General features: G+C 67.7%; 19 protein-coding genes and 1 tRNA gene. 11 read left to right on the top strand and 9 right to left on the bottom strand.

From position 1 onward, the window contains the following. Window positions 1-2 precede the first annotated feature (2 nt). The 4 genes from NTY77_08210 (at window position 3) to NTY77_08195 (ending at window position 4,987) form a co-directional block, all read left to right on the top strand. The gene (locus tag NTY77_08210; protein MCX5795460.1) at window positions 3-224 is read left to right on the top strand and encodes a hypothetical protein; all 222 of its coding nucleotides are present in this window, start codon (window positions 3-5) and stop codon (window positions 222-224) included. Next, on the top strand, window positions 221-1,570 hold the full coding sequence (locus NTY77_08205; protein MCX5795459.1) for a TldD/PmbA family protein: 1,350 nt from the start codon (window positions 221-223) through the stop codon (window positions 1,568-1,570). Before NTY77_08210 ends, NTY77_08205 begins: the two co-directional genes overlap by 4 nt. A gap of 47 nt (window positions 1,571-1,617) precedes the next feature. Further along, complete coding sequence (locus NTY77_08200; protein ID MCX5795458.1) at window positions 1,618-3,033, top strand: sulfatase; 1,416 nt, start codon at window positions 1,618-1,620, stop codon at window positions 3,031-3,033. Window positions 3,034-3,127: 94 nt separating this feature from the next. Continuing rightward, window positions 3,128-4,987: an MFS transporter gene (locus NTY77_08195; GenBank protein ID MCX5795457.1), complete on the top strand. Its 1,860-nt coding sequence runs from the start codon at window positions 3,128-3,130 to the stop codon at window positions 4,985-4,987. Between the two features lie 72 nt (window positions 4,988-5,059). Here NTY77_08195 and udk read toward each other — a convergent pair whose 3' ends face one another. Continuing rightward, on the bottom strand, window positions 5,060-5,704 hold the full coding sequence (gene udk, locus NTY77_08190; protein ID MCX5795456.1) for a uridine kinase: 645 nt from the start codon (window positions 5,702-5,704) through the stop codon (window positions 5,060-5,062). A gap of 45 nt (window positions 5,705-5,749) precedes the next feature. Here udk and NTY77_08185 point away from each other — a divergent pair, with 45 nt between their 5' ends. Continuing rightward, window positions 5,750-6,259 carry a hypothetical protein gene (locus NTY77_08185; GenBank protein ID MCX5795455.1) on the top strand — a complete coding sequence of 170 codons (510 nt, stop codon included), beginning with the start codon at window positions 5,750-5,752 and terminating at the stop codon, window positions 6,257-6,259. Window positions 6,260-6,283: 24 nt separating this feature from the next. Here the strand turns inward: NTY77_08185 and NTY77_08180 are convergent. Next, window positions 6,284-6,360 (bottom strand) — tRNA-Cys (locus NTY77_08180). 147 nt (window positions 6,361-6,507) lie between these two features. Between NTY77_08180 and NTY77_08175 the strand changes: the two genes are divergently transcribed. Next, window positions 6,508-8,229 (top strand): tetratricopeptide repeat protein, encoded by a 1,722-nt coding sequence (locus NTY77_08175; protein ID MCX5795454.1) that lies wholly within the window; start codon window positions 6,508-6,510, stop codon window positions 8,227-8,229. Next, on the top strand, window positions 8,226-9,599 hold the full coding sequence (locus NTY77_08170; GenBank protein MCX5795453.1) for an alkaline phosphatase family protein: 1,374 nt from the start codon (window positions 8,226-8,228) through the stop codon (window positions 9,597-9,599). The genes NTY77_08175 and NTY77_08170 overlap by 4 nt, the downstream gene beginning before the upstream one ends. Here NTY77_08170 and NTY77_08165 read toward each other — a convergent pair whose 3' ends face one another. The 3 genes from NTY77_08165 to NTY77_08155 form a co-directional block, all read right to left on the bottom strand. Beyond that, complete coding sequence (locus NTY77_08165; protein ID MCX5795452.1) at window positions 9,600-10,262, bottom strand: hypothetical protein; 663 nt, start codon at window positions 10,260-10,262, stop codon at window positions 9,600-9,602. It lies immediately after the preceding gene. A 136-nt stretch (window positions 10,263-10,398) separates the two neighbouring features. Further along, a complete protein-coding gene (locus tag NTY77_08160) occupies window positions 10,399-11,481 on the bottom strand; it encodes an amidohydrolase family protein (protein ID MCX5795451.1) in 1,083 nt (360 codons plus the stop codon). Continuing rightward, window positions 11,468-12,427 (bottom strand): hypothetical protein, encoded by a 960-nt coding sequence (locus NTY77_08155; protein ID MCX5795450.1) that lies wholly within the window; start codon window positions 12,425-12,427, stop codon window positions 11,468-11,470. The genes NTY77_08160 and NTY77_08155 overlap by 14 nt, the downstream gene beginning before the upstream one ends. A 142-nt stretch (window positions 12,428-12,569) precedes the next feature. On the opposite strand from NTY77_08155, the gene NTY77_08150 reads away from it, so the two are divergent. After that, a complete protein-coding gene (locus NTY77_08150) occupies window positions 12,570-13,559 on the top strand; it encodes an alkaline phosphatase family protein (GenBank protein MCX5795449.1) in 990 nt (329 codons plus the stop codon). Here the strand turns inward: NTY77_08150 and NTY77_08145 are convergent. After that, window positions 13,556-15,202, bottom strand: a complete 1,647-nt coding sequence (locus NTY77_08145; GenBank protein ID MCX5795448.1) for a thiamine pyrophosphate-binding protein — start codon at window positions 15,200-15,202, stop codon at window positions 13,556-13,558. The two genes, NTY77_08150 and NTY77_08145, sit on opposite strands and share 4 nt — an antisense overlap. A 65-nt stretch (window positions 15,203-15,267) precedes the next feature. Beyond that, window positions 15,268-16,686, bottom strand: coding sequence for a hypothetical protein (locus NTY77_08140; GenBank protein ID MCX5795447.1), 1,419 nt, complete (start codon window positions 16,684-16,686; stop codon window positions 15,268-15,270). 61 nt (window positions 16,687-16,747) lie between these two features. Between NTY77_08140 and NTY77_08135 the strand changes: the two genes are divergently transcribed. The 3 genes from NTY77_08135 to NTY77_08125 are packed head-to-tail and all read left to right on the top strand — an operon-like array spanning window position 16,748 to window position 20,195. Further along, window positions 16,748-17,002: a phosphopantetheine-binding protein gene (locus NTY77_08135; protein ID MCX5795446.1), complete on the top strand. Its 255-nt coding sequence runs from the start codon at window positions 16,748-16,750 to the stop codon at window positions 17,000-17,002. 2 nt (window positions 17,003-17,004) lie between these two features. Then, the gene (locus tag NTY77_08130) at window positions 17,005-18,720 is read left to right on the top strand and encodes a radical SAM protein (protein ID MCX5795445.1); all 1,716 of its coding nucleotides are present in this window, start codon (window positions 17,005-17,007) and stop codon (window positions 18,718-18,720) included. Then, a complete protein-coding gene (locus NTY77_08125) occupies window positions 18,717-20,195 on the top strand; it encodes a class I adenylate-forming enzyme family protein (protein MCX5795444.1) in 1,479 nt (492 codons plus the stop codon). The genes NTY77_08130 and NTY77_08125 overlap by 4 nt, the downstream gene beginning before the upstream one ends. On the opposite strand, the gene NTY77_08120 is transcribed toward NTY77_08125, so the two are convergent. Next, window positions 20,165-21,238 carry an SPASM domain-containing protein gene (locus NTY77_08120; GenBank protein ID MCX5795443.1) on the bottom strand — a complete coding sequence of 358 codons (1,074 nt, stop codon included), beginning with the start codon at window positions 21,236-21,238 and terminating at the stop codon, window positions 20,165-20,167. The genes NTY77_08125 and NTY77_08120 overlap by 31 nt on opposite strands. Further along, window positions 21,228-22,283 (bottom strand): hypothetical protein, encoded by a 1,056-nt coding sequence (locus NTY77_08115; protein ID MCX5795442.1) that lies wholly within the window; start codon window positions 22,281-22,283, stop codon window positions 21,228-21,230. The genes NTY77_08120 and NTY77_08115 overlap by 11 nt, the downstream gene beginning before the upstream one ends. Window positions 22,284-22,368 lie beyond the last annotated feature (85 nt).

Genomic DNA, 22,368 nt, shown 5'->3' with positions numbered 1-22,368 from the left:
CCATGGAATCCGACCCCCTCATCAAGCTCGTCATCGGGCTCCTGTGCACTTTGGTCGGCCTCGGCTACCTCTACCGGCCCGACATCATAGAGCGCCTGCTCGCCTTCCTGCGCGAGACCGTGCTCAACGACTCCCACATCGCTTTAGAGCGCCGCAAGTGGGGTGTGTTCTTCTTGCTCATTGGCTTCCTGTTTCTCTACATGTCGTTCAGCGCCCAGCCATGACCGACTTCCGGTCCTTCGCCGGCGAGCTCCTCGACTGGGTCCGGGCGCAGGACCCCGGCGTCGAGGCGGAGCTCTATCTCGCGCGCAGCGAGGAGCGGGGCGTCGAGATGCGGGAGGGCCGCCTCGACAACGTCCAGCACGGCTCCTGCGAAGGGGCGGGCCTGCGCGTGCTCCGAGACGGGCGCATGGGGTTCGCTTCGGCCGGCGGCATCAGCGCCGAGGGCGTCAGGGACCTTTTTCGCAAGGCCCGCGAACAGCTCGCGCACCTCGAGCCCGACCCGTGCAAGGATATCCCGCGGCCCGCGCCGCAGGCCCTGGACCAGGCCCTGGCCGACTCCCTTTGGGATGAGGGACTCTTCGCCGCCCCCTTGGAGGGCGCGGTCGCGCGCCTGGCCGAGACCGGCGCCGCGGCCCTGGCTGTAGACCCCCGGCTCGACGTGATGCTGCGCGCCGGCTACGGCGAGTCGCGCGGCGAGGTGGTCATCGCCAGCACCCGCGGCGTGCTCACGCACGAGCGCGGCAGCTCCGCCAGCGTCGGCTTCTCGGCCCTGGCGCGCGAGGCTGGGGAGGTCCAGGTCGGCTCGGCCTACCAGTCCGCCTGCCGGGCCGCCCCCCTCGACTTCGGCCGCGTCGCGGACCAGGCCGCAAGGCGCGCCGCGCAGCTGTTGGGCGGGCGCAAGCTGGCCGGGGCCAAACGGGCCGTGCTCTTCGACCCCTGGGCGGCCGGCGACGTCCTCGATCTCATCGCCAACCTTCTTTGCGCGGACCAGGTGCAGAGAGGCAAGTCGCTTCTGGCCGGCGCCTTGGGGCGCAAGGTCGGCTCGGAGCTGGCCACCTTCCGCGACGACCCGCGCCGCCTCGGCGGGCTGGGCAGCTGCCTGCACGACGACGAGGGCTGCCCCACCTCGGCCAAGACGCTGATCGACGCGGGGGTGGTCAAGGACTACTTCTACGACACCTATACCGCCGGCAAGGACCGCCGCCCCGGCAACGCCTCGGCCGGACGGGGCTCCTACAAGGGCCTGCCTGGCCCTACGCACTCGAACTTCTATCTCGATCCTGGACAGGTCTCCCGGGAGCGCCTCATCGACGACACCCGCGACGGCCTGCTGGTGCTCGAGATCATGGGCATGCACATGGCCGATCCCATCTCGGGAGAGTTCTCCGTGGGCGTCTCGGGCTTGTCCGTGACGGACGGGCGGCTGGGCGCCCCGGTCAAGAAGGCCATGCTCGCGGGGAACCTGCGGGACCTCCTGGCCGGCATCGACGGGGTGGCCGACGACCTGACCTTCTACGGCAGTCTCGGAGCTCCCACCTTCCGCGTGGCGCGGATGAGCGTGGCCTGAGCCGCGCCGCGCGCCCGAAGCGGAAGAGACAATGTTATAATCACGCCATGATGATACGAACGGCCTTTCTCCTGGGGGCCATCGTCCTGCCGTCGCGCCCGGTCATGGCGCAGGAGCGGCCCAACATCATCATGCTGGACCTCTGCTCCACCCGCGCCGACCACTTCGGGACCTACGGCTATGCCCGCAAGACCACGCCCAACATGGACGCCTTGGGCAAGGGCGGAGTGGTCTTCGAGAACGCGCTTTCCGAAGGCTCCTGGTGCCTGCCCAGCTACGCCAGCCTGCTGACCGGCCACGTGCCCGAGGTCCACGGGCTCTACACCAGCCTGCCGCCCAAGGGCGGCCTGCCCAAGTTCGAGACCACTTTGGCCGTGCAGCTGCACAAAGAGGGTTATCGGACGGCCCTGTTCAGCGGCGGCGTGTATTTGCGCCCGGAATGGGGCATGACCAAGGGCTTCGACACCTACGTCAACAACTTCTCCACCACCACCCCCGGCCGCGTCCCGGCGCCTTTCGAGAGCAACTTCGACCAGCTGGTGAACTGGCTCTCCAAGTCGCGCAAGGCCGCCCCCTTCTTCATCTTCGCGACGATCGACGACATGCACGTGCCCTACCATGCCCATGACACCGAGAAGTTCGACCCGGGCTACGAGGGCATCGTGCACGACACGGATGTCATCAGCGTGCCTTTCGCCCGCGCCTACAACGGCGAGCCCTCCGGCTATCCCGAAGCGATGAAAGGCAAGGTCGCGAGCTTCAAGAGCGACCCGCGCAACCTCCAGCATCTCATCGCGCATTACGACGCCGCCTTGAGCGAGACCGACCAGCGGGTGGGCGAGTTCGTGGCGCAGCTCAAGAAGCTCGGGCTGGATAAGAATACGGTGCTCATCATCACCGCCGACCACGGCGAGATGCTGGGCGAGAAGGGGCTGCTCAACCACACGGAGAGCCTCTACGAGCCGGTCATCCACGTCCCCCTCATCATCAAGCATCCGGGCTTCCCGCAGGCGGCCGGGCGCCGGGTGCCCCAGCAGGTCCAGCGCATAGACCTCATGCCCACCATCATGGAGATGGCCGACGCCCCCACCGAGCGCCTGGAGCTGCAGGGCCGCAGCCTCCTGCCCCTGCTGCGCGACCCCGAGACCCCTTGGCGGGAGTACGCCTTCGTGCGCTCCAAGAGGAACTTGGCCAGCTTCACGGACCTCAACATCGAGGAGCGGGTGGTCCGCGCCAAGTGCTGGAAGCTGCATCATTATCTCTACAAGGACAAGTTCGAGCTCTACGACCTCTGCTCCGATCCCCTGGAGACCAAGGACCTCAGCGCCGAGCGGCCGGAGCTGGTCGGCCCGCTGGCTTTCGAGCTGGTCAGGAACATGGAGGTCTCGCGGCCGCACCAGAGCGGCCTGCCGTCGGGCCGGGTGCCGCGGTCTTTGGACTTGCCCCTGCCTCCCAAGTACTGAGGACTTCGGCCCAGGAAGGCCTGGGCCGGATGCCGGGCCGGCCTTGGGGCCTTTGTCCCTGTGTTGACTCTGCGCTCGCGCATATAATCTGGACATGCTGCGCGCGGCGCTGGCGTTGCTCCTCTGCATCTCCTGCTGGGAGCCTGCTGTGGCCGGCGCCGTGTCCCAGGTCGTGGTCTCGCGCGGCGCCGCCTCACCCGTCGTCCCCCTGATCTCGGCCGGCGCTCCCATCAGCGGCCTGACCAACGGCTCCCTGTCGGGCCTCCACGCCTCGTTGACCGGAGGCTTGAGCTCGACGCTGTCGCCGGTGCCCTCCGTCATCACCGCTCCGGCAGCTCCGGCCGCGCTGCAGAGCCTTTCGGCCGCGCCGCGGACCCTCGCCGTTGAGCCTGCCGCCCCCGCCGGTATCCCTGCGCAGACCCCGGGTGCGGTCCAGTCGGCCCTGGGGGCGGTCTCCCAGGTTTCGGCCGAGTTCAGCCGGACCGCCGCGCCCTCCGGCGGCGCGACATCTGCTACGACTCCGAACCAGAGCCCGGTCCTCGACCGGTTTTATGACGGGGGCGTCAAGACGAGCCTGCCGGTGGAACCGGTGGCCGCCATCGTCCCGGGCGGCCCCGCCCCCATGGCGACCCTGCAGAAGGCCCAGGCGCAGGCCGCGGCCAAGCCGCAGGTTCCGGCCGCGGCCGAGGCGGCCAAGCAGAAGGCCGCGCGCCAGGCCCTCCTGGGCACGGGCATCTACAAGTTCGGCATGGAGGCCCTCAACGTCGCCATGCCGCTCATCGCTCTGACCGTGTTCGGCAGCGCAGTGTGGATGGCGACCATGGCCGTGGCCTGGGGCGCGTCTATGACCTTGTCCAGCATGTTCGCGGGCGGGCTCATCGACCGCAAGCCGGTGCAGAAAGTCCTGGCCGGAGCCCTGGTCACGCAGGCCGCCGCGGTCGGAGGCATCATCGCCCTGCTGACCTTGGGCCTGACCAATCCCTGGCTGGTGCTTCCGCTCTACGCCTTGGCCGGAGTCACCCAGGGCGTGGTGCTCACGGCCCGGGACACCTTGCCCGCCCGCATCCTCGGCCGCGACGCGGCCGTGCTGAGCAAGTTCAACGCCAAGACGCACATGGTCTATGAAGTGTCGGGCACCATCGCCCCGCTCTTGGTCGGCCTGCTCATCGCCAAGCTCGGGGTGGTCGCCGGGCTCTTCCTGCTGCCGCCGGCCTACCTCCTGGCGGCCTGGGCTTTCTCGCGGCTCAAGCTCCACGCCAGCATGGACGTCAGCCGCGAATTGCGCGCGGAGGACCGCGGGGTCAAGAACGCCGTCAAGCGCGTGGCCTCGGAGATCCGGGAAGGCGCGCACATCATCCTGGGCAGCACCGAGTTCCGCTGGCTGGGCTTCATGCTCCTGGGGCCCATGGTGGTCCACCGCGTCTTCGAGCAGATCCTTGTCCCGGTCTTCACCAAGGGGATCCTGGGCGTGGCGGCCAAGTCCGCCTGGGTCGTGAGCGCCTCCAACTTCGGGGAGCTCCTGGGCGCCCTGCTGCTGCTTCGCGTGCTGATGAACTCGGATGGCGGCAAGAAGACATCCCCCTTCCGCTGGATCCGGGCCATGGCCTTGGGCACCTTGGCGGTCTGGGCCCTGGCCGGCGGCCTGAGCCTGCCCGTGATCATGGTCCTCACCGCGGTGATGAGCACGACCTGGGCGGCCAACGACATCAGCATGACCTCTTATTTCCAGTCGCGCCTGCCCAACGAGTCCGCGGGCAAGGCCGTGGGCTTCCTGATGGCGGTGGAACTGGGGACCATCATGGTCCTCTCCTACCTGCTGGGCTTCCTCTTCGACTTCCTGCCCATCTCGGCCGGCATCATCGGGGTCAGCGTCGCGGCGACATTCCTGGCCGCGCTCTTCTACCGGGGCTACTCCAAGCTGCGGTCCACCCAGGCCCAGAAGCCCAAGGCCTAGCGCCTATCGGAATTCGCGGAATTCGGGGACACAATACTTATCTCCGGAATTAAGTATTGTGTCCCCGAACTCTTAGCGGAAGAAGTCGCGGACCATGCGCACCAGGCCCTCGGTGGCCTTCTCCGGGATCTCCTCGCCGACCCAATCGATGGAGAAGTGCGCGTTGCGCTTGGTGGGCTTGACGTAGGACTCGTACATGGGCAGCACCGTGGTCAGGATCTGGTGCTTGGCCCCTTCCACGTCGCGGCCGCGCTCCGAGATGTCGCGCGCGATGCGGCGCAGGGCCGCGGTGGCGATGCCCGTGGCCACGAAGATGCGGTAGTGGTAGAGCTTGAGGAACTTCTCGAGATACAGGGCGTAGAGCCCCTCGACCACGATGAGCTGGGCCGGGTCGCAGGCCAGCGTCTGCTTCTTGCGGGTGTAGGCCTTGAAGTCGTAGACCGGCTGCTCGATGCGCTCGCCCGCGGCCAGGCGCTGGAGGTGCTGGAAAGCCAGGTCGAAGTCTATGGCGTCGGGATGGTCGAAGTTGTAGGCCTTGCGCTCGGCCAGGCTCAGGCGCTCCAGCGGCCGGTAGTAGTTGTCGAGGGAGAAGATAGTGCCGCTGATCCCCGCCTTGCGGCATTCGTCCACCACTTTGCGCGAGAACGTGGTCTTGCCCGAGCCCGAGCCCCCGGCGATGCCCACGATGAAAGGCTTGGATCCCTGGTGCGCGCTCATGGCGACATTATCGCAAATCCGGGCATGGTATGATATCCGCAGCGCATGGACCCCGAGACCAAGGCTTGGTGCCTCTTCTGCGCCGCGGTCTTCCTGGGGATGGGCGGCAACCTCTTCCTGGGCGCGCCGGAGCATGCCGGCGCGGCCTTGGCCTGGATGGCCGGGGAAGGAACGGTGGAGCCGGGCCGGCGTCGGCGGCTGAGCATCTTCTACCGCCTGGGCGGCGCGGTCTTCGCGGGATTCGGACTGTGGCTCCTCTGGAGCCTTTGGCGCGCCCCCGCGGCCCTGGCTATCCTCCTGCCGCGCCAACGGCTGACGCCCTTAGGGCGGGCTTTGGGCGGGCTCTTCTTCCTCGGCTGCGGCTCGCTCTGGCTGGCTCTGCGGACGGCCGAGTCGCTACGCTCCGACCGGCGGCCGAGAACGTGGGATGCCGAGCTGGGGCCGGACGCGGGACCGGAGGGTTTCGCGGCGAGGATCGGGCGTGGGACGGCCTGGCTGATGGCTCTGGTCTTCCTCGCTTTCGGGGCCTATCTCATCCGGGGGGCGGCGCGCTGATGGATCGCCGGGGAGAGCTCAAATTGGAGGTGCGAGCGGGATTTGAACCCGCGAATAATGGTTTTGCAGACCATCGCCTTGGACCACTTGGCTATCGCACCAAAGAACTTTTAGATCGCCGATAGTACTGCAAATACCAAGCGAATTCTAATCCGGCCACCGGATCTTCCCGGGCCCGGTAGGGATATGATAACACGATTGGGAGCAGGTCCGCAAATCGTCCCGCCAATCTGCTATCCTTGCACGTGATGAGCAAGCCGCGGCCTGGGAAAGTCGGGCTCCTGCTCGTTGTCTGGGCCGGAGCCATGCTGCTCTACTGCGGCACTTTGCGTCATCCCCCGGTCTGGGACGACAACGACTTCGTTTTCGGGCAGAGCTTTCTGATGGACTGCCGCAACCTCTCCAAAGCGGCCAGCCCCGCGAACTTTTTCGGCGTGCTGCCGGTCCGCAACTCCGCCCGGCCCGCCTGGCTGGTCTCGGTGCTCGCGGACACCTGCCTGGGCGGCGGACGCGTGGTCGTCTATCGGCTGACGAGCATATTCTGGCACGCGGTCGGGGCCGTCCTGGTCATGGCCCTGGGCTGGTGGCTGGCCGGCGACCTCGCGGCCGCCCTAATGGCGGGACTGCTCTTCGCGGTCCACCCCGTGCATACGGAGGCGGTGAACATCATCGGCTTCCGGGGCGACCTCCTGGCCCTGGCCTTCATGCTGATGTCATTGCTCCTCTACCGCGATGCCCGCCTGCGCGGCGGCTGGCCGCGCCGCGCCGTCTTCGCCGCATCCTTGGCCGCCTTCGCCTTGGCGCTGCTTTCCAAGGAGATGGCGGTCACGCTGCCCATCCTGGCGGTCCTGAGCGACGCGCTCTTCCCCCTGCGGTCGGCCCCGGCCGCGGCGCGGCGGCCCCTGGCCGGCCGCGCCGCTCTGCTGGCCTGTTATCTGGCTTTGGTCCCGCTCTACCTCGTCTTCCGAGCGCCGCGCTCCGGCTATGTCTCCGCCGGGCATCAGGACGTCTTCAGCGCTTGGCGCCAGCGCGTCAACCTGCCTTTCTCCAAGCCGCTGGCCGAGGCCGCGCCGGCCGCCCCGGGGCCGCAGGCCAAGTTCGAGGACCCGCCCTGGCAGAGGGTCTATGACGACGGCCGGGTGCGCTTCCTGACCATGTCCCGGGTCTTCGGCTCGTATCTGCGGCTTCTGTCCTGGCCCTGGCCGCTGCAGGGAGACTATGCGCCGCAGGTCCTCGACACCTGGGGGCAGCCGGCCCTGCTGGCCTCCTGGGCCGCCTGGCTCCTGCTCCTCGCCGCGGCCTGGGCCCTGCGCCGCCGGCTGCCCCTGGCCGCCTTTGGGCTGTCCTGGACCGCGGTGGGACTCCTCCCGGTCAGCGGGCTGGTGCTCTTGAGGAATCTCCAGGCCGAGCGTTATCTGTACGTCCCATCGGCGGGCTTCTGCCTGGCCGCAGGGGCGCTCGCCGCCGGGCTGGACCGCCGGCTCGGCGCGGGGCGTTGGCGGTCGGCCGGCCGGGCGGCCTTCGCTGCGCTGCTCGTGCTCTGGGCGGGCCGCGTCTGGCAGCGCAACCGGGATTTCGCCAGCGACCTGGCTTTTTTTCGGGCCACCGAGGCCGTGGATCCATCCGTGCCGCGCGTGCGCCTGTCCTTGGCCCTGACCTACGAGGCTCAGGGCGACTGGGCGCGCGCGGAAAGGGAGTTCGAGGCGAGCCTCGCGCTATGGCCGCGCTATCGCAAGGCCAGGCTGCTCTACGCGGACTTCCTCGGAGAGCAAGGCCGCGGGCCGCAGGCCCTGGCCCAGTTGCGGCAGGCGCGGGAGATCTTCCCGGACGACCCTTGGGTGCTCTATCGGCTCGCGCGGGCCTGCAGAGGGATGGGACGGCGCGTCGAGGCCGCGCGGCTCGAGGGGCTCTTCCTCCGGCAGGCGTCCGCTCTGACCGAAGCCCACCGCCGCCAACAGGCCCAGCGATGAACGCGCGGGCCTTCCTTGCCTTCTGGGCGGCGGTCTGGCTTCCAGGCGCGGCTTGGAGCGCCGAAGCCGCAAGGCCGGCCGCTTGCCGCCCCGGCGCGCTCAAGGCCCTGCTCATCGGGCTCGACGGCGCGACTTGGAGCGTGGCGGATCCCATGCTGCGCCGGGGCGAACTGCCGAACCTCAAAGGGCTGCTGGCCCGAGGGGCGCGCTCTCCGCTGCAGTCCTTGCCGGGCAACGCCTGGTCTCCAGTCGTCTGGACCAGCCTTGCCACAGGCCAGCGTCCCGAGAAGACGGGCATCAACGGACTGCCTCAAGACCTGCATCGCTTCACCAGCGACCAGCGCTCGGCGCCCGCCTTCTGGGACATCCTCGGCGGCCGGGGTTATCGGGTGCTCGTCTCGGGCTATCTGGCGACCTGGCCTCCGGAGACCGTCAATGGAGTCATGCTCTCCCGCCCCTGCTTCGGCAAGCTCTCGGCCAGGTGCCTTTATCCGGCCGATGCCGGCTACGACTATCGGGATTTCAAGGTGGCCTACTCCACCGCCGGCTACTTCTATGCCACGCTCGGCTCCGATCCGTCGAGCCGCTCGGAGGTCGGGCCTATCGGCCGGCTGCCGTTCGATCCGCGTCTGCGCGAGGCCGCGGCGGATTCGGAGGCGTTCCAGTCCAACGACCATGTCTGGCGGCTTTTGACCCAGGTCTATGTCGGAGACGAGCGGTACGCTCGGGGCATGGAGCATTTCCTGAGCACCGGCTGCTTCGATTTCGCCGCGCTGACCATCACCGGCACGGACTCGGCCGCGCACATGTTCTGGCGCTACCACGAGCCTGAGGGATTCCAACTCTCCCCCGACGCCCTGCGGCGCTATGGGGATCCGGTCGAGGCGTACTATCGCTATGCCGACGAAGTGGTCGGCCGCCTATTGCGCTCGGCGGGGCCCCAGACCACCGTCTTCATCGTCTCCGATCATGGGGAGCAGTCCCTCATGAAATACCCTCCGGAGCAGAGGGAGCGTCTGCTCCAGGAGCACCCGTTCGTCTACAGTCATCACAACGACGCCGGGGGGGCTGAGGGGATACTCATCGCGGCCGGACCCCGCGTCGCTCCCGGCCGGACGCTGCGCTCCGCCTCGGTCCTCGATGTCCTGCCCACCTTGCTCTACCTTCTGGACCTCCCGGTCGCTCGGGACATGGACGGCTCGGTGCTGGAGGGACTGGTGTCCGCGGCGTATCTGTCCAGCCATCCGGTCCGGTGGACCGGGAAGTATCCCGCGCCCGTCAGGGCCGTCCGCGGCGAAGAGCAGGCTGCGGACACCAAGCTTAGCCCGGACGAACTGGAGCTCCTTAGGGCCTCGGGCTACATCCGCTGATCATTTCTCCCGGGAGAACTCGTAGACTCCGCTCTTGGCGTTCCTGCTGTAGGTCCACCCCTTGATCATGGCCAGGGCGTAGAGGGCCTCGCGTGCCGTCACCTTCTGCAAAGAGACGGTGATCGGCGTTTTCGCGAGTTCGTCGCTCGCGCCGAGCTTGACGCCGGCCTGCTGGGTCACGGCCTTCAGGTAGGACTCCACCGCGGCGTTCTTCAAGCCCACGGTGACGAGCTTGTCAAAAGCCGGGTCCGAGATGTTCGCGCCGGGGTCCTTGGGCACGGTTTTGCTGGAGCGCATGACGAAGAAGACGTTGTCCGTCCCCAGCGGCCCGAACGCGAGATTCTTGCTGCCCAGCGTCTTCTGCAGGATATCCTTCGCCGGGGCCTTGGCCGCGACCGTCTTCACCTTCTCCTGCTCCAGCCCTTCGCGGACCACGAAGCTGGCCTTGGTCTCTTTGGCGATCCGTTCCAGGAGAGCGGAGATCGTCCATTCGGCCGCCTTCATCTCCAGCGGGGCGTCCAGGACGCTCTTCATGGCCGGCAAGGAGGCGGGCTCCTGGGCGGGTTTCTGCGGCTGGGAATCGGCTGCCTGTGACGCCGGGACGCCGACTATCGCACACAGGAAGCCGGCCATCGCGCATGCGAGGATGATGGATCGTTTCATCGGTTCTCTCTCCTGCCCTTCCCCGGCGGTGCCGTGGCGGCATGCGGACTCTGCGTCCGCGCTAAGGAGGATTGTACAATACTTCCCAATGGCGGTTGCGCCCCAGAAATCTCCAGGCCATTGCTCCGGAGCGCCGTCACGGCAGCTCTTCGGCGAAGAGCAGCTTCCAGGCCGCCTTGTAGGCGACGATAGCCCTCGTCTGCGACGGCAGATTGTCCAGCCAGGCGATGCAGCCGCGGATCTGCGCGGCCGCGGATTCGGCGTGGAGGGGGCCCATGTCCAGGGCCGCGAGGAAGCGCCAGGGATAGTCCCGGACCAGCTGTTGTCCCTCTCTCGTCATCCGTCCGGTCGAACTGTCCCACCAGAGGGAGATGGGCGGGCCTCCGAGCGGATAGACCTGGTCGGGGCCGGCGGACGAAACGTCGAAATAGAGGTTCGCATGCTCCTCCATAAGACGGCGCATCTCTTGGACCCAATGCGCCGTGAAACGAGGCGCCCTCTCCGGGCGGCGCACCCGCCCCGCATGGCACCAGATGACCCGCGCGCGCGGATAGCGCAGGAGCATCGCTTCCAGGGGTGGGATCAGAGCGTCCTCGGGCTCATAATGGAGCTGGAACGGGATGCCGGTGCGCTGTGAGAATTGGAAGAGCCGCCTGCCCAGCGGGCCGTCGATAGGCTCGGCCAGGTCGTACTCCAGTTCGTTTCCCATGGTCAGGTTGTCGTTGGCCGGATAGCGCCGGAAGTAAAGCTCGCCGAGCATGGGGTATTTCCCGGCCTCCGCTATGGCCAGCAGGTCATCCAGGGCCCGCCGTGAACCGACCGTGAGCTTGGGGTAGGAGATGACTCCGGTGACGGAAGGCACCGGCAGCACTTTGCCGGGGAAACGCTCCTCCAGGTCTTGCAGGGTCCTCTGCCAGTGCTTCAGCCACCAGCCGTAGCCGCGGGCGTTGATCCGGGCCGGCTCATCGGCGATCAGCCAGGACACGATGACGACGCCGTCGTCGTCGAGCAGGCGATAGAGTGCCTCCGGGTTCATGTAGGTCTCGAAATAGTGGGACTCCAGGTCGATGATGGGAAGCCGGCCGGCGGCGCGCGTCGTCTCCAGGCGCTGCCGCCAAGCCTGCTTGAGCGCGGCCCAGTCCCGCGGGGCCGCGGCCGGGGCCGCGGCGGAGAGCGTCAGGAGCAGAGCGAAGGGGACCAGGAGGTCAAAGAGTCTCACCGAAGAGTATCCTCCAGGCCGCTTGGTAGGCCACGATCGGGCGTGTTGCGGGTTTGAGTTGGCTGAGGATGCTGCGCTGCCGGGCGACTGCCGCGGGCAACCGCAGGAAGGTCCGCGGGGAAAGACCCAAGGCCGAGAGGAATCTCCAGGGCTGCTCATCCATGAGCCGCTTCCAGCCGGGATCAAGGCGTCCGTCGGCCGTCAACAGGAAGTCCGACAGATCCCCCGGGTGGCCGCCGCTGACGGCTCTGTAAGCCAGATCCAGATAGAGATTCGGGTGGCGTCCCAGCAGCCGTCGCGCGGCCTGTGCGTCGAACGGCTCTTGGCCGTCGCGCGACCAGATGACTTTGGCCTGGGGATGCTCCGCGAGCAGCCTCTCCAGAGCCGGAAGGAACCGGTCGTCCGCATTCCCGATGAGCTGCAAAGCGACCTGGTTCTCAGCGCAGAAATCGAATTCCTTTCGGACGAGCTCATCATCCGGCGCTTGAGGCTGGAGGGGCTCGCGGTCAGGGCGGCCCCAAGGTCTCATGTGATAATGCATCGGCCCCAAGAGCGGCGCGCCCTGCCGGGCCGCGGTTTTGACCTGCTCCCAGAGGCGGTCGGGATCCGACGCGCCTGGCAAGAGGCGGTGGTGCGGCAGGTCTCCGGTCGGCAAGGGCATGAAGACGGGGAAGCTGGCTGCGGCGGACAGGCCCGCGCAGGGCATGGACGACGGCTCCAGGCTGGGCCCCCCGCAGGTCACTGCCATGAGGGCCACGCCGAGTTCCTGCAAGCGCTCGGCCAGAGGCCCGGGGTTCAGGTCAAAGGAGGTGAAGGTGGATGAGAGGTCGATGAGAGGCGGGACGCCTTTGGCGCGCAACGCCTCGATGCTCCGCCGCCAGGCGGCTGCGGGACTCGCCTGCGGCTCGGCGCCGGACGCGCCGCAGGTGAGCGCCGCCGCAAGCACTAGGCCTATCCGGCATGCGCGCGCACAGCGACGACCGGTCGTGTTCAGGAGTTCTCGTCCTTCCCCAGGCCCCCAGGGGCCTGGAAGAGCTATTATATCGCAGGTGCGAGCGATCCTGACGCCGTTTTTGGCTGCGCTCTTGATGGGCTACGCGCATCCGCAGACCCCGCCGGCCGGCGCCGGTCCCAGGAATGCGCTTTTGATCGGATGGGACGGCGTGAGCAGAAGCCGTCTTGAAGAGCTGCTGGCCAAGGGCCGCCTGCCGAATCTGCAGGCCCTGGCTGCGGAGGGCGCCTTGGTGGACATCGAGGTGACGACCGGGGCCACCTCCACCAAGCCCGGCTGGGTGGAGATCCTTTCCGGCTACCGGGCCGGACGGCTGGGCACTCCCAACAACAAGACCTACAGGCCGATCCCGGAAGGCTACACCATATTCGAGAGATTGAAGGGCCATTTCGGCAAAGAGGGCATCGCGACGGCCTTCCTCGGCGGCAAGCAGAACAACATCGGGGACAGGGGTCCGCACGAGATCTGCAGCAATTGCTTCGGCTATGACTATCGATCCCGAAAGCTCACGTACTGGTGGGATAGGGAGCGCTGCACCGCCCAGACAACGGATGGCAAGCCGCGCCGGTGGGTCCATCGCGACGGTGAACCGTATCACAAGACCAAGGCGGCCGTCGACGTCTTTGCGATAGGGCTGGGGCCTGGGGAGAAGGTCGAGGCTGCGGCGGAGGCGTTCCTGAAGGAACAGCGGGGACGCCGGTTCTTCGGGTTCTTCCATTTCGAGGACCCCGACAAGCAGGGGCATCTCCACGGGGAGAACTCTCCGGAATACGGCCGAGGGATAGAGGAAGCCGACCGGCAACTGGGCGCCATCGTGAAGGCTCTGAGGGCCCGCGGGCTCTACGAGCAGACAACCATCTGGGTGGTCTCAGATCACGGCTTCGACCCGGACACGTCCGACCATCACCACGCGTCCCAGATCTTCCTCGCCACCAACAGCAAGAGGAAGATCCGGGCCGGAGACCGCAAGGACATCACGCCTACGATCCTGGACGACTATGGGGTCCCCGGCGCGGATATCCAGCCGCCCTGGGATGGGAAGTCTCTGTTCCTGGGGTCTCCCTAGAAGTCGTGCGTATACCGCAGGGGGACCTCGATCAGCGCGGGCTTGCGGGCGGCGAGCGCGCGCGCGAGCAGCCGGCGCAACTGCGCGGCCGAATCCGCCTTCCAGCCTTGGCAGCCGTTGGCGCGCGCCAGCGCCGGGAAATCCACGCGCAGGAAGTCCACGGTCCGGGGGTCGATCCGGCCGCCTTTGGCCTGATAATGCTTGATCAGGCCGTAGGACGCGTCGGAAAGGACGACGACGACCACGGGCAGGCCGTAGCGCGCCATGGTCTCCAGGTCCTGGCTGTTCGAGTGGAAGCCTCCGTCTCCGGCGAGCGCCACGACGGGGGAGCCCGGACGGGCCAGGCTGGCGCCGATGGCTCCCGGCAGAGCGAAGCCGAAAGTCGCGAGCCCATTGGAGCAGATGAAGGTGTTGGGCGCATAGGTCTCGCTGAAGAGGCCCGCGTACTGCTTGTGCAGCCCGACGTCGCAGACCAGGATGCCTTTCGCGCCCAGCGCGGCGCGGATGTCCCGGACCAGCGTGCAGGGAAACAGCCGCGAGCCGGCGGGCCAATCCCCGCGCGCGGCCCGGCGCCGGGCCGCGCGCAGCCGCGCCGCGTGGGGGAATGGCTGCTTCGGCGGCAGATCGCGCGTGGAATCGGCGAGCCGCGCCAGTATGCTCCGGATGTCCCCGCGCACGATGAGGTCCGGCCGCACACGGGCGGCCGTCCGGCCATCGAGCTCGCCGAGATGGATGATGCGCTTGCGGCCCCCGCCCTGCCAGACCTCCGGCCCGAGGTCCTCGGCGAGGTCGTAGCCCGCCAGCAGCAGCAGATCCGCCGAGCGCAGGATCGGCGCGGCGAGAGGCTTGCCCAGCAGGCCGTCGAGATATCGGTTCCAGGGGCCCAGGTCCTGGGGGTGGCCCTCCGGGAGCGCGCCCTTGGCGGCCACGGTCTGGAGCACGGGGATGCGCAGGCGTTCAGATAGGATCGCGAGCTCTTGGCACGCGCCCTCCCGGATGACGCGGTTGCCGGCGATGATCAGCGGATGCCGGCTCCTGGCCACGGCCAGGCCGGCCCGACGCAAGGAGTCGGCAGTTATCCGTCGCGGGGGCCGGGCGCGCGCTCCCGCCACCATAGCCGATCCCCTGCGCGCTGCTGCCGCTGAGATGCGCTGCTCGAAAAGGTCCAAGGGCAGGCTGAGATAGACCGGGCCCCGGGGCTCGGAGAGCGAGGCCGCCAGCGCCTTTTTCAGCAGGAGAGGAAGCCCCCGTATGTCCGTAGGCTCCGCCGCGAGCTTGACCAGAGGGCGCATCATCGAGACCTGGTCGATGCACTGGTGGGTCAGGCCCCACAGTCTGGCCCCGGATTCCACCTGCGCGGAGATCGCCAGCAGAGGAGAGCGGTCCAGGAGCGCCGATGCCGCGCCGGTGGCCAGATTGGTGGCTCCGGGACCGAAGGTCGAGAAGGCCACCTGCGGCCGTCCGCTCAATCTGGCGTACACCTCCGCCGCGATCCCGGCGGTGAACTCGTTGCGGACGAGGATCCATTTCGGCCGGGGCAGGCCCCGGAACCGCAGCACCTGGGCCTCGCGGCCCAGGATGCCGAAGATGTATTCGACCCCCGCCGCCTGGAGGAGGCGCTGAAAGAAATAGCTGCCGCGCATGGATGCCTTCAGGAGGATATGCTAGCAAAAACCCCTTAGGGCCCCGCCTGGCTTCCGCGCGGTCCTCAGAATTGGAAGTAGTAGAAGGTCTTGGCGTTGAAATTCCCGAACAAGATCAGCGCCAGGACCAGGAGATAATAGACGGCCCAGCGCAGCGGCCAGGGCTTGCGGGCCAGCCACGGCTCGATGGGGGTCCGGGCTTGAAGGCCATGGACGCATTCCATGGCCGCAATCATGACCAGCGCCGCGATGAATTGCACCACGTCCTGCTGCGCGGAGAAGAAGCCGCGGAACGCGGGAGCGTTGAGGAAGCCCGCGGAAGTCCCGGCGCAGAGGCCGGAGCCAATCCGCCGGAAGCCGGCCCACGACCCGGACCTCGCCAGCACCGTCGGCAGGCACAACAGGAAGAACGTGAACACGCTCTGCAGGGCCCGATGGAATCCGGGCCAGCGCGTCAGGCCCACGGCTGCGGCGAGCCTCCGCCGCGGGCCCACCGTGAGGTTCTCGCCCACCAGGATGAGCCCGTGCAGCAGTCCCCAGAGGATGTAGCCCGTTGTCGGGCCGTGCCAGAGCCCGACCAAGAAGAAGACGAGCACGATGTTGCAGCGGATCTGCCAGGGACTGCTGAAGCGCCGGCTCATCGGGAAGAGGACATAGTCCCGGAACCAGCCCACCAAGGTGATATGCATCCGCCTCCAGAAATCGCTCGGGGAGGAGGCGAAGAACGGGCGCCGGAAGTTCTGGGAGAGGTCTATGCCGAGGATCCGCGCGCAGCCGATGGCGATATCGGTGTAGCCGGAGAAGTCGCAGAAGATCTGATAGCGGGAGAGCATGGTCGCCAGGAGGATGGGCAGGCCGCGATAGCGGTCCGGATCCCCGTATGCGGCGGAGACGAAGACGGCGACCGTGTCCGCGATCACGATCTTCTTGAACAGCCCGCACAAGATGAGCTTGAGCCCGCTGGCGATGCGCCCGCAGTCCAGCTCGGCGTCCGCCGCCAGCTGGGGGATGAGCTTGCCCGCTCGTTCTATGGGCCCGGCGGTGAGGAGCGGGAAAAAGGAGATATAGAGCGCCAGCAGGCCGAAATGACGCTCGGCCGGGATCCTGCCGTCGTAGACGTCGAGGAGGTAGGAGACGGATTGGAAGGCATAGAACGAGAGGCCCAGAGGGAGCAGGATGCTGGCGTCGGAGAGCAGGACCGCGCCGTACTTGAAGTACGTCAGAAGCCCGAAAGGCACGGCCATGCCGCAGACCAGCAGCGCCAGGCGCGCGGACCGGACCCGGCTCCAGGCGATGACTCGCGCGGCGAGGTAGACGGACGCGGTCGTCGCGAGGAGAAGGAGCCCGTAGGACGGCGACCAGCTCATATAGAAGACGTAGCTCGCCAGGAGGAGGAAGGCCCGGCGGAGCGTCCCGCGCAGGCAGTAATAGACCGCGGCGACGACGGCGAAGAAGACGAAGAAGGGGGCGGAATTAAACGGCATCGTCCGGGCGGGGTGGGCGGCGGGTTGTCGGGGCGGCCACGATTGAATATACTAAAAAATCATGGACCGGGACTCCTGCTGGGCCAGGCTCCGCGGCATCATCGAGAAGAGGTGCCCCAAAGACGCGGCCTTGACGCCGTCGTCTCTCCTGTTCGATGAGTTGGGCATCGACTCCATCGACATGATGGGGATCATCATCGACGTCGAAAAAGAGTTCGGCCTGAAGATCGGCGGGCAGGACCTGGCGGAGGATTGGCTGGGAACCCCAGCCAAGCTGATGGACTTCATCCTGGCGCGCACCGGGCCCGCGGCTTGAAGATGCCTCTGGACTGCCTCATCATCGGAAGGAACAGCCGGAACCACACGAGGTCCTTCAATCGCCCGAGCCTCAGCCGCTACAATCGCCGCGAGTTGATCCGGCTCGACGGCCATCTTCTGGATCCGCTCGAAGCCTTGAGCTACGCGCGCGCCCAGGGGGGCGCCGTAGCGGCGCCGTACTACTGCCTGGACGAGGTCCCCAACCTCGGGCCCGTCTTCCTGGCCAGCGCTCTGGCGCGGCAGGGGCTGCAGGTCCGCTGGACCAGCCATTTCGAGGCGGAATTGGACCGGATCGCCGGCATCCTCGACCGGGACGCCCCGCGCGCCGTGGCGGTCACCACCACGTGCTATACGGACCCTTTGCCCATCGTCGAGGTGGTCCAGTTCATCCGCCGGCATAACCGGCAGACCCGCATCGTCATCGGGGGCCCGGCCGTGGTGAATCTCGGCTTGAGGTTCGAGGGCGAGACCTTGAGCCGGATCCTGGGCCTGCTGGGAGGGGACATCTATGTCCTGGAGGACGGGGGGGAGAAGACCCTGGCCCGGGTCCTGCGTGCGCTCCGGGACTCCGGGGATGTCGGCGCCATACCGAACCTCTATCTCCCCGCCGCCGGAGGCTTCCGGTGCACGGGCGTGGAGCCGGAGGACCGCCCGGTCGACGATGACGCGGTCGACTGGGAGCGCTTCTCCCCCGAGGAGCTCGGGCGCACGGTCCATATGCGCACGTCCCGGGGCTGTCCCTTCGCCTGCGCCTTCTGCGACCGCAACCCCAGGGAGGGCGGCGTGGCGCTGGCCAGCCTGCCCGTCGTGGAGCGGCAGCTGCGGCAGCTCTCGCGGCTCGGAGTGAAGAACATCTTCTTCATCGACAAGACCTTCAACGCGCCCGAGGGGCGGCTGGAGGACATCTGCCGGATGATGTTGCGGAACCGGTTCGATTTCAATTGGTACTCCTACCTCCGCTGCGACAGGATCGGCAGCGACAGCCTGTGCGCCCTCATGTCGCAGAGCGGATGCAAGGGCGCGCTCAGCGGCGTCGAGTCCGGGGACCAGGGGATGCTCGACGCCATGAACAAGGATGCGGAATTGGACGGCATCCGCAGAGGGATGGAGCTCCTGGACCGGCACGGCATCGTCAACGTCGCCTCCATGGTGGTCGGCTTCCCGGGAGAGACCGCGGAGAGCATCGAAAGGTCGATCGCCTTCATCAACGAGACCGCGCCTCCCTACTTCAAGCTCTACCTCTGGAGGTGGGATCCCTCCTCTCCGGTCAGCGAGGATCCGGCCAGGCACGGCCTCCAAGGGGCGGGCCTGCGCTGGCGGCATCGCACCATGGATTGGAAGACGGCTCTCGATGCCTGCGACCATTTCTATCTCGCCGCCAGGAATTCCCTCTACACGACCAACGACCTGGGACCCTGGTCTTTCCCCTACCTCATAGACAAGGGCTTCAGCGGGGGAGATATAGCGGAGATGCACCGCATCCTCAGAGACCTTTTCGACCAGAACCATCCGGCCGCGCGGCTCCCGGGCCCGCCGGAGGCTGCGGGCAGGCGCTTCCTGGACTTCTGCCGGGGCCTCGACCTGTCGGGCACCAAGTACCACATCTCCCCGCTGCGCTCCGTCCTGGATGAGCCGGCCTTCGCCGGGACCTGCGCCGCCATACGCCTCGAGCTGATGCGGCTGTATTTCGCGGGCGAGCTGGAGGCCTCCGCGTGAGCCTGGCCGGCATGATCGCGCGGCTGGCCGCCGGCTATCCCGGCCGCGCCGCGCTCGTCTTCCAGGGGCGGACCTGCACATACCAGGAGCTCGGCGCGCGGATCGCGGCCCTCGCGGCGGAGCTGCGCGGCGCCGGCCTGGGCGAGGGCCGCAGGGTGGGAGTGCTGCTGCCCAACTCCATCGAGTTCTTCACCGCGCTGTTCGCGGTCCTCGAGGTCCGCTCCTGCGCGGTCCTCCTCAACGGCGCCCTGCACCCGCGGGAGATCGCGCGCTACGCGGGAGATTCGCGGATCGCCGGTCTGCTGGTCGACGAGCGCGGGTCCCGGGTGCTCCGCGGCCAGAGCGTGACAGCGGAGGCGACGTTCGTCTCCCGGTCGGAGGGCTGGCGCCGGGAGGCCGCGGCCGCCGGCGCGACCCGGCCCGTCGACGAGCCCCGCGACCCCGCGGCCGCGGTCACGATCTACACCTCGGGGGTCACCGGGGTCCCCAAAGGGGTGGTGCTGAGCCATGACAACATCCTCTACAACATCTACGCCACGGCCGGCATCCTCGATGTCCGGCCGGAGGACCGCGCCCTGAGCGGGCTGCCCCTGTCCCACGCCTCCGCGCTGCGCTTCGCGCTCACGCACCTCTCCCGGGGGGCCTGCCTGCACATCCTCGACCGCCCCGCTCTCCCGGACGTGATCAACCACGCCATCGACACCCACGGATTGACCGTGTTCGGCGGCGGGCCCTACCTGCTGGGCGGGATGCTGGCCCGGGGGGCGGGCGCCGCGTACCCTATGCGGTCCCTGCGGGTCGCGACCTGCGGCACCGCGCCCATGTCCGCGGAGCTGCGCAGGGCCTGGCTGGGCGCCTTCCCGGCGGTGAAGTTCTTCTCCCTCTATGGCTTGACCGAAGCGACTTCCATCGTGACGGTCCTGCCCCACGAGTTGGCCCTGGCCAAGCCCGCTTCCATCGGGCGGGCCATCCCGGGGACCGAATGCCGGCTCCTCGAGGGCGAGCTGCTGGTCCGGGGGCCCGGGGTCATGAAGGGCTACTTCAACGACCGCGAGGCCACGGCGCGGGCCATCGACGCGGAGGGCTGGCTCCACACCGGCGACCTGGTGGAGGTGGACGCCGACGGGGACATGACCGTGGTCGGCCGCCGCAAGGAAGTCATCATCCGCTGCGGGCAGAACATCTACCCCGGCGAGATCGAGGCCGCGCTCCTGCGGCATCCCGGCGTGGCGGAGGCCGCGGTGTTCGGAGTTCCGGACGAGGAGTTGGGGGAGGCGGTGGTGGCGGCTGTCGTCCCGATGGGAGAGCCCCTCGCGGCATCGGACCTCCTGGAGCTGTGCCGGAGCCAGCTGGCCCACTTCAAGCTCCCCAAAGAGGTCATTTTCCTAGACCGGATAGAGAAGACCTCCAGCGGAAAAGTGAGCAGAGGGGCCGTGGCGCAGGCTTATCTGCGCCGACGCCAACAGAAGCCGTAGGACGCGAAGACGTCTCCTGACGAGGCGACCTCGTGGCTGCGGCAGCCGTAGCAGCCCAGCTCCCGGTGCAGCCGGCAGCCGCGGCAGAAGCCCTTGATGTTCCGACCGATGGCTCTGAGCCGCCGGGTCGCGTCCTTGGCGAGGATCTGCGGCAGGCTTTCTTTCCGGATGTTGCCCAGGATGATGTCCGTGTAGGCGCAGATGCTCACGTCGCCGTTCGGGCGCAGGCCGCAGGAGGCGTGGACCGTGCCGCAGCCATAGGGGACGATCGGCGGCCGCGGCTCCCAGCCGAAGCCGAACTCCTCCCGGTCGATCCGGCTCAGCTCGGTGAAGAGCAACCGGATCTGCCCGGGAGAGACCTGCAGCTCCTCTGCGCGCCGGCAGGTCGGCACGAGGATCTGGACCTGGGGGAGGATGTTCTCTTGGCGCCAAAGCCTCCAGAGTCCGGGGATCTCCTTGAGGTTCGACTTGACGACCACGGTATGGAGCGACAGCCGCGAGGGGCTGTCGCTCCTGCAGAAACCGGCGGCCTTCAGGCGCTCCAGGCCGCGCTGGATCAGCGCGTGCGTGCCTCGCCCGGTCAGGCCTTCCTGGACCCGCGGGTCCAAGGAGTTCTGCTTCGCCACGATCACGGTGTTCTTGTCGTACAAAGCTTCGGCGGTCCGGCGGTCCATCAGGGATGCGTTGGTGTAGATGATGGACTGGATCCCCCGGCGGTCGAGGAAGTCTACGAGGTCCATGAGCCCCGCCCGTGTGCGGGCGCCCCTGGAGACAGGGCGTTCATAAAGAAGCGGTTCGCCTTCCCCGACGATGGAGACCGATCTGATCCCGAGGGCTATCGCGGTTTCCAGGAAGGAGATGATCTCCCCATGATAGAGGCTCAGCTCCTCCCGGTTCGAATAGCAGTAGACGCAGCTGAAATTGCAGGGGCAGGGCAGGCGCAGAGACACGCCCATCAGGGCTCCGGCCCGGCGCGCCCGGCGGATGTCCGCCTCGGAGAAGACCCGGAGCAAAGTCGGCGGCGGCTGGAGCTTATGGGGCATGCTGGGCCAGTCTGCGGGCGAGCTCCGCGGTGTAGACCGCGGCGCCTTCCGGGTTCAAGTGGGTGGGATCGGCGAAATAAGAGTCCGGGTAGTCCGGATGCAGGACCCAGGTCCGGCCGAGCCGGGAGGTCCCGACGATAGCGGAGAAATGGGCCAGGTAGTCCTTGAGGACGCCGGTCTCTTCCAGACGCCGCTTCAGGCCGGGCTTGAAGGGCAGGTCCAGAAGGACCGACCGTATCCCTTCTCGGTCAGCCAAAGCGAGTATGCGCCGCAGGTACTCGTCCTGGGTCTTCGAGGCGGTGAACCTCTCGGGCGGGTCGAACCGGCGCTGCTCGGCTTTCGGCATCCCGCGCAGCATCAGGAGGTGCTGCCCCTCCCGGAGGGACAGCGGGAGGTATCCCCGGTTCTCCCGCAGGGCGGCGTAGATGGAGCGATGGATCCGGAGGCGCTCACCGGTGTCGAGGCGCGGCTGCAGCTGGTCGAGGTAGTTCGGGAAGTAATTCAGGCGATAGGCGAGCAGGTTTCCGAAGAAAGACCAGAAGGAACCCTTCTCCATGGGGAAATCACCCGATGCTCGGCAGGTCCGGAATATCTCGACATAGTCCGCCCAAGGCAGCCGCCCCCGGGCGGCCTCGTATTTCCAAAAGGCCACCGCATCCCGGCTGTGGGAGATGTTCGGGAACAAGAGCAAGACCGCGGGAGGACGATGCCCCTCCAGGTAATGCTTCAACACATAGTAGTTCTGGATGAACGTGCCGCTGGGGCAAGCCAGGATGAGCGCGCCAGGGAGCCGGCGGGCATCCACCGCGGTGAGCGCCATGGAGTGCCCCAGGATGAGAATGCTCGGCGCGCCTACGTCGATCTTGTTCTCGATCACGTCGTCCCGGAATTGCCAGAACGCGCTTTCGGAGATCAGGACCCGCTCCCGGAAGAAGTGGATGTAAAGGGCCAATGTCGCGCAGACCAGGAAGGCGAAGCCCAGGGACTTGCAGCCGAGGCCAAGGAGGTCCCGGCGGACCTGCGCCTTCGGGGTTGGCGCCGGCATGCTGTCCGTGAGCATATGTCTGTTGAAAGTATAATAAAAAACAACGGTTTTTGGCCTCCGCCCCGACGGAGCCAGCCCAGCTTCT

This window comes from Elusimicrobiota bacterium, assembly GCA_026388095.1.
Lineage (GTDB): Bacteria > Elusimicrobiota > Elusimicrobia > UBA1565 > UBA9628 > UBA9628.
This window is presented reverse-complemented; position numbering and strand designations above follow the sequence as displayed.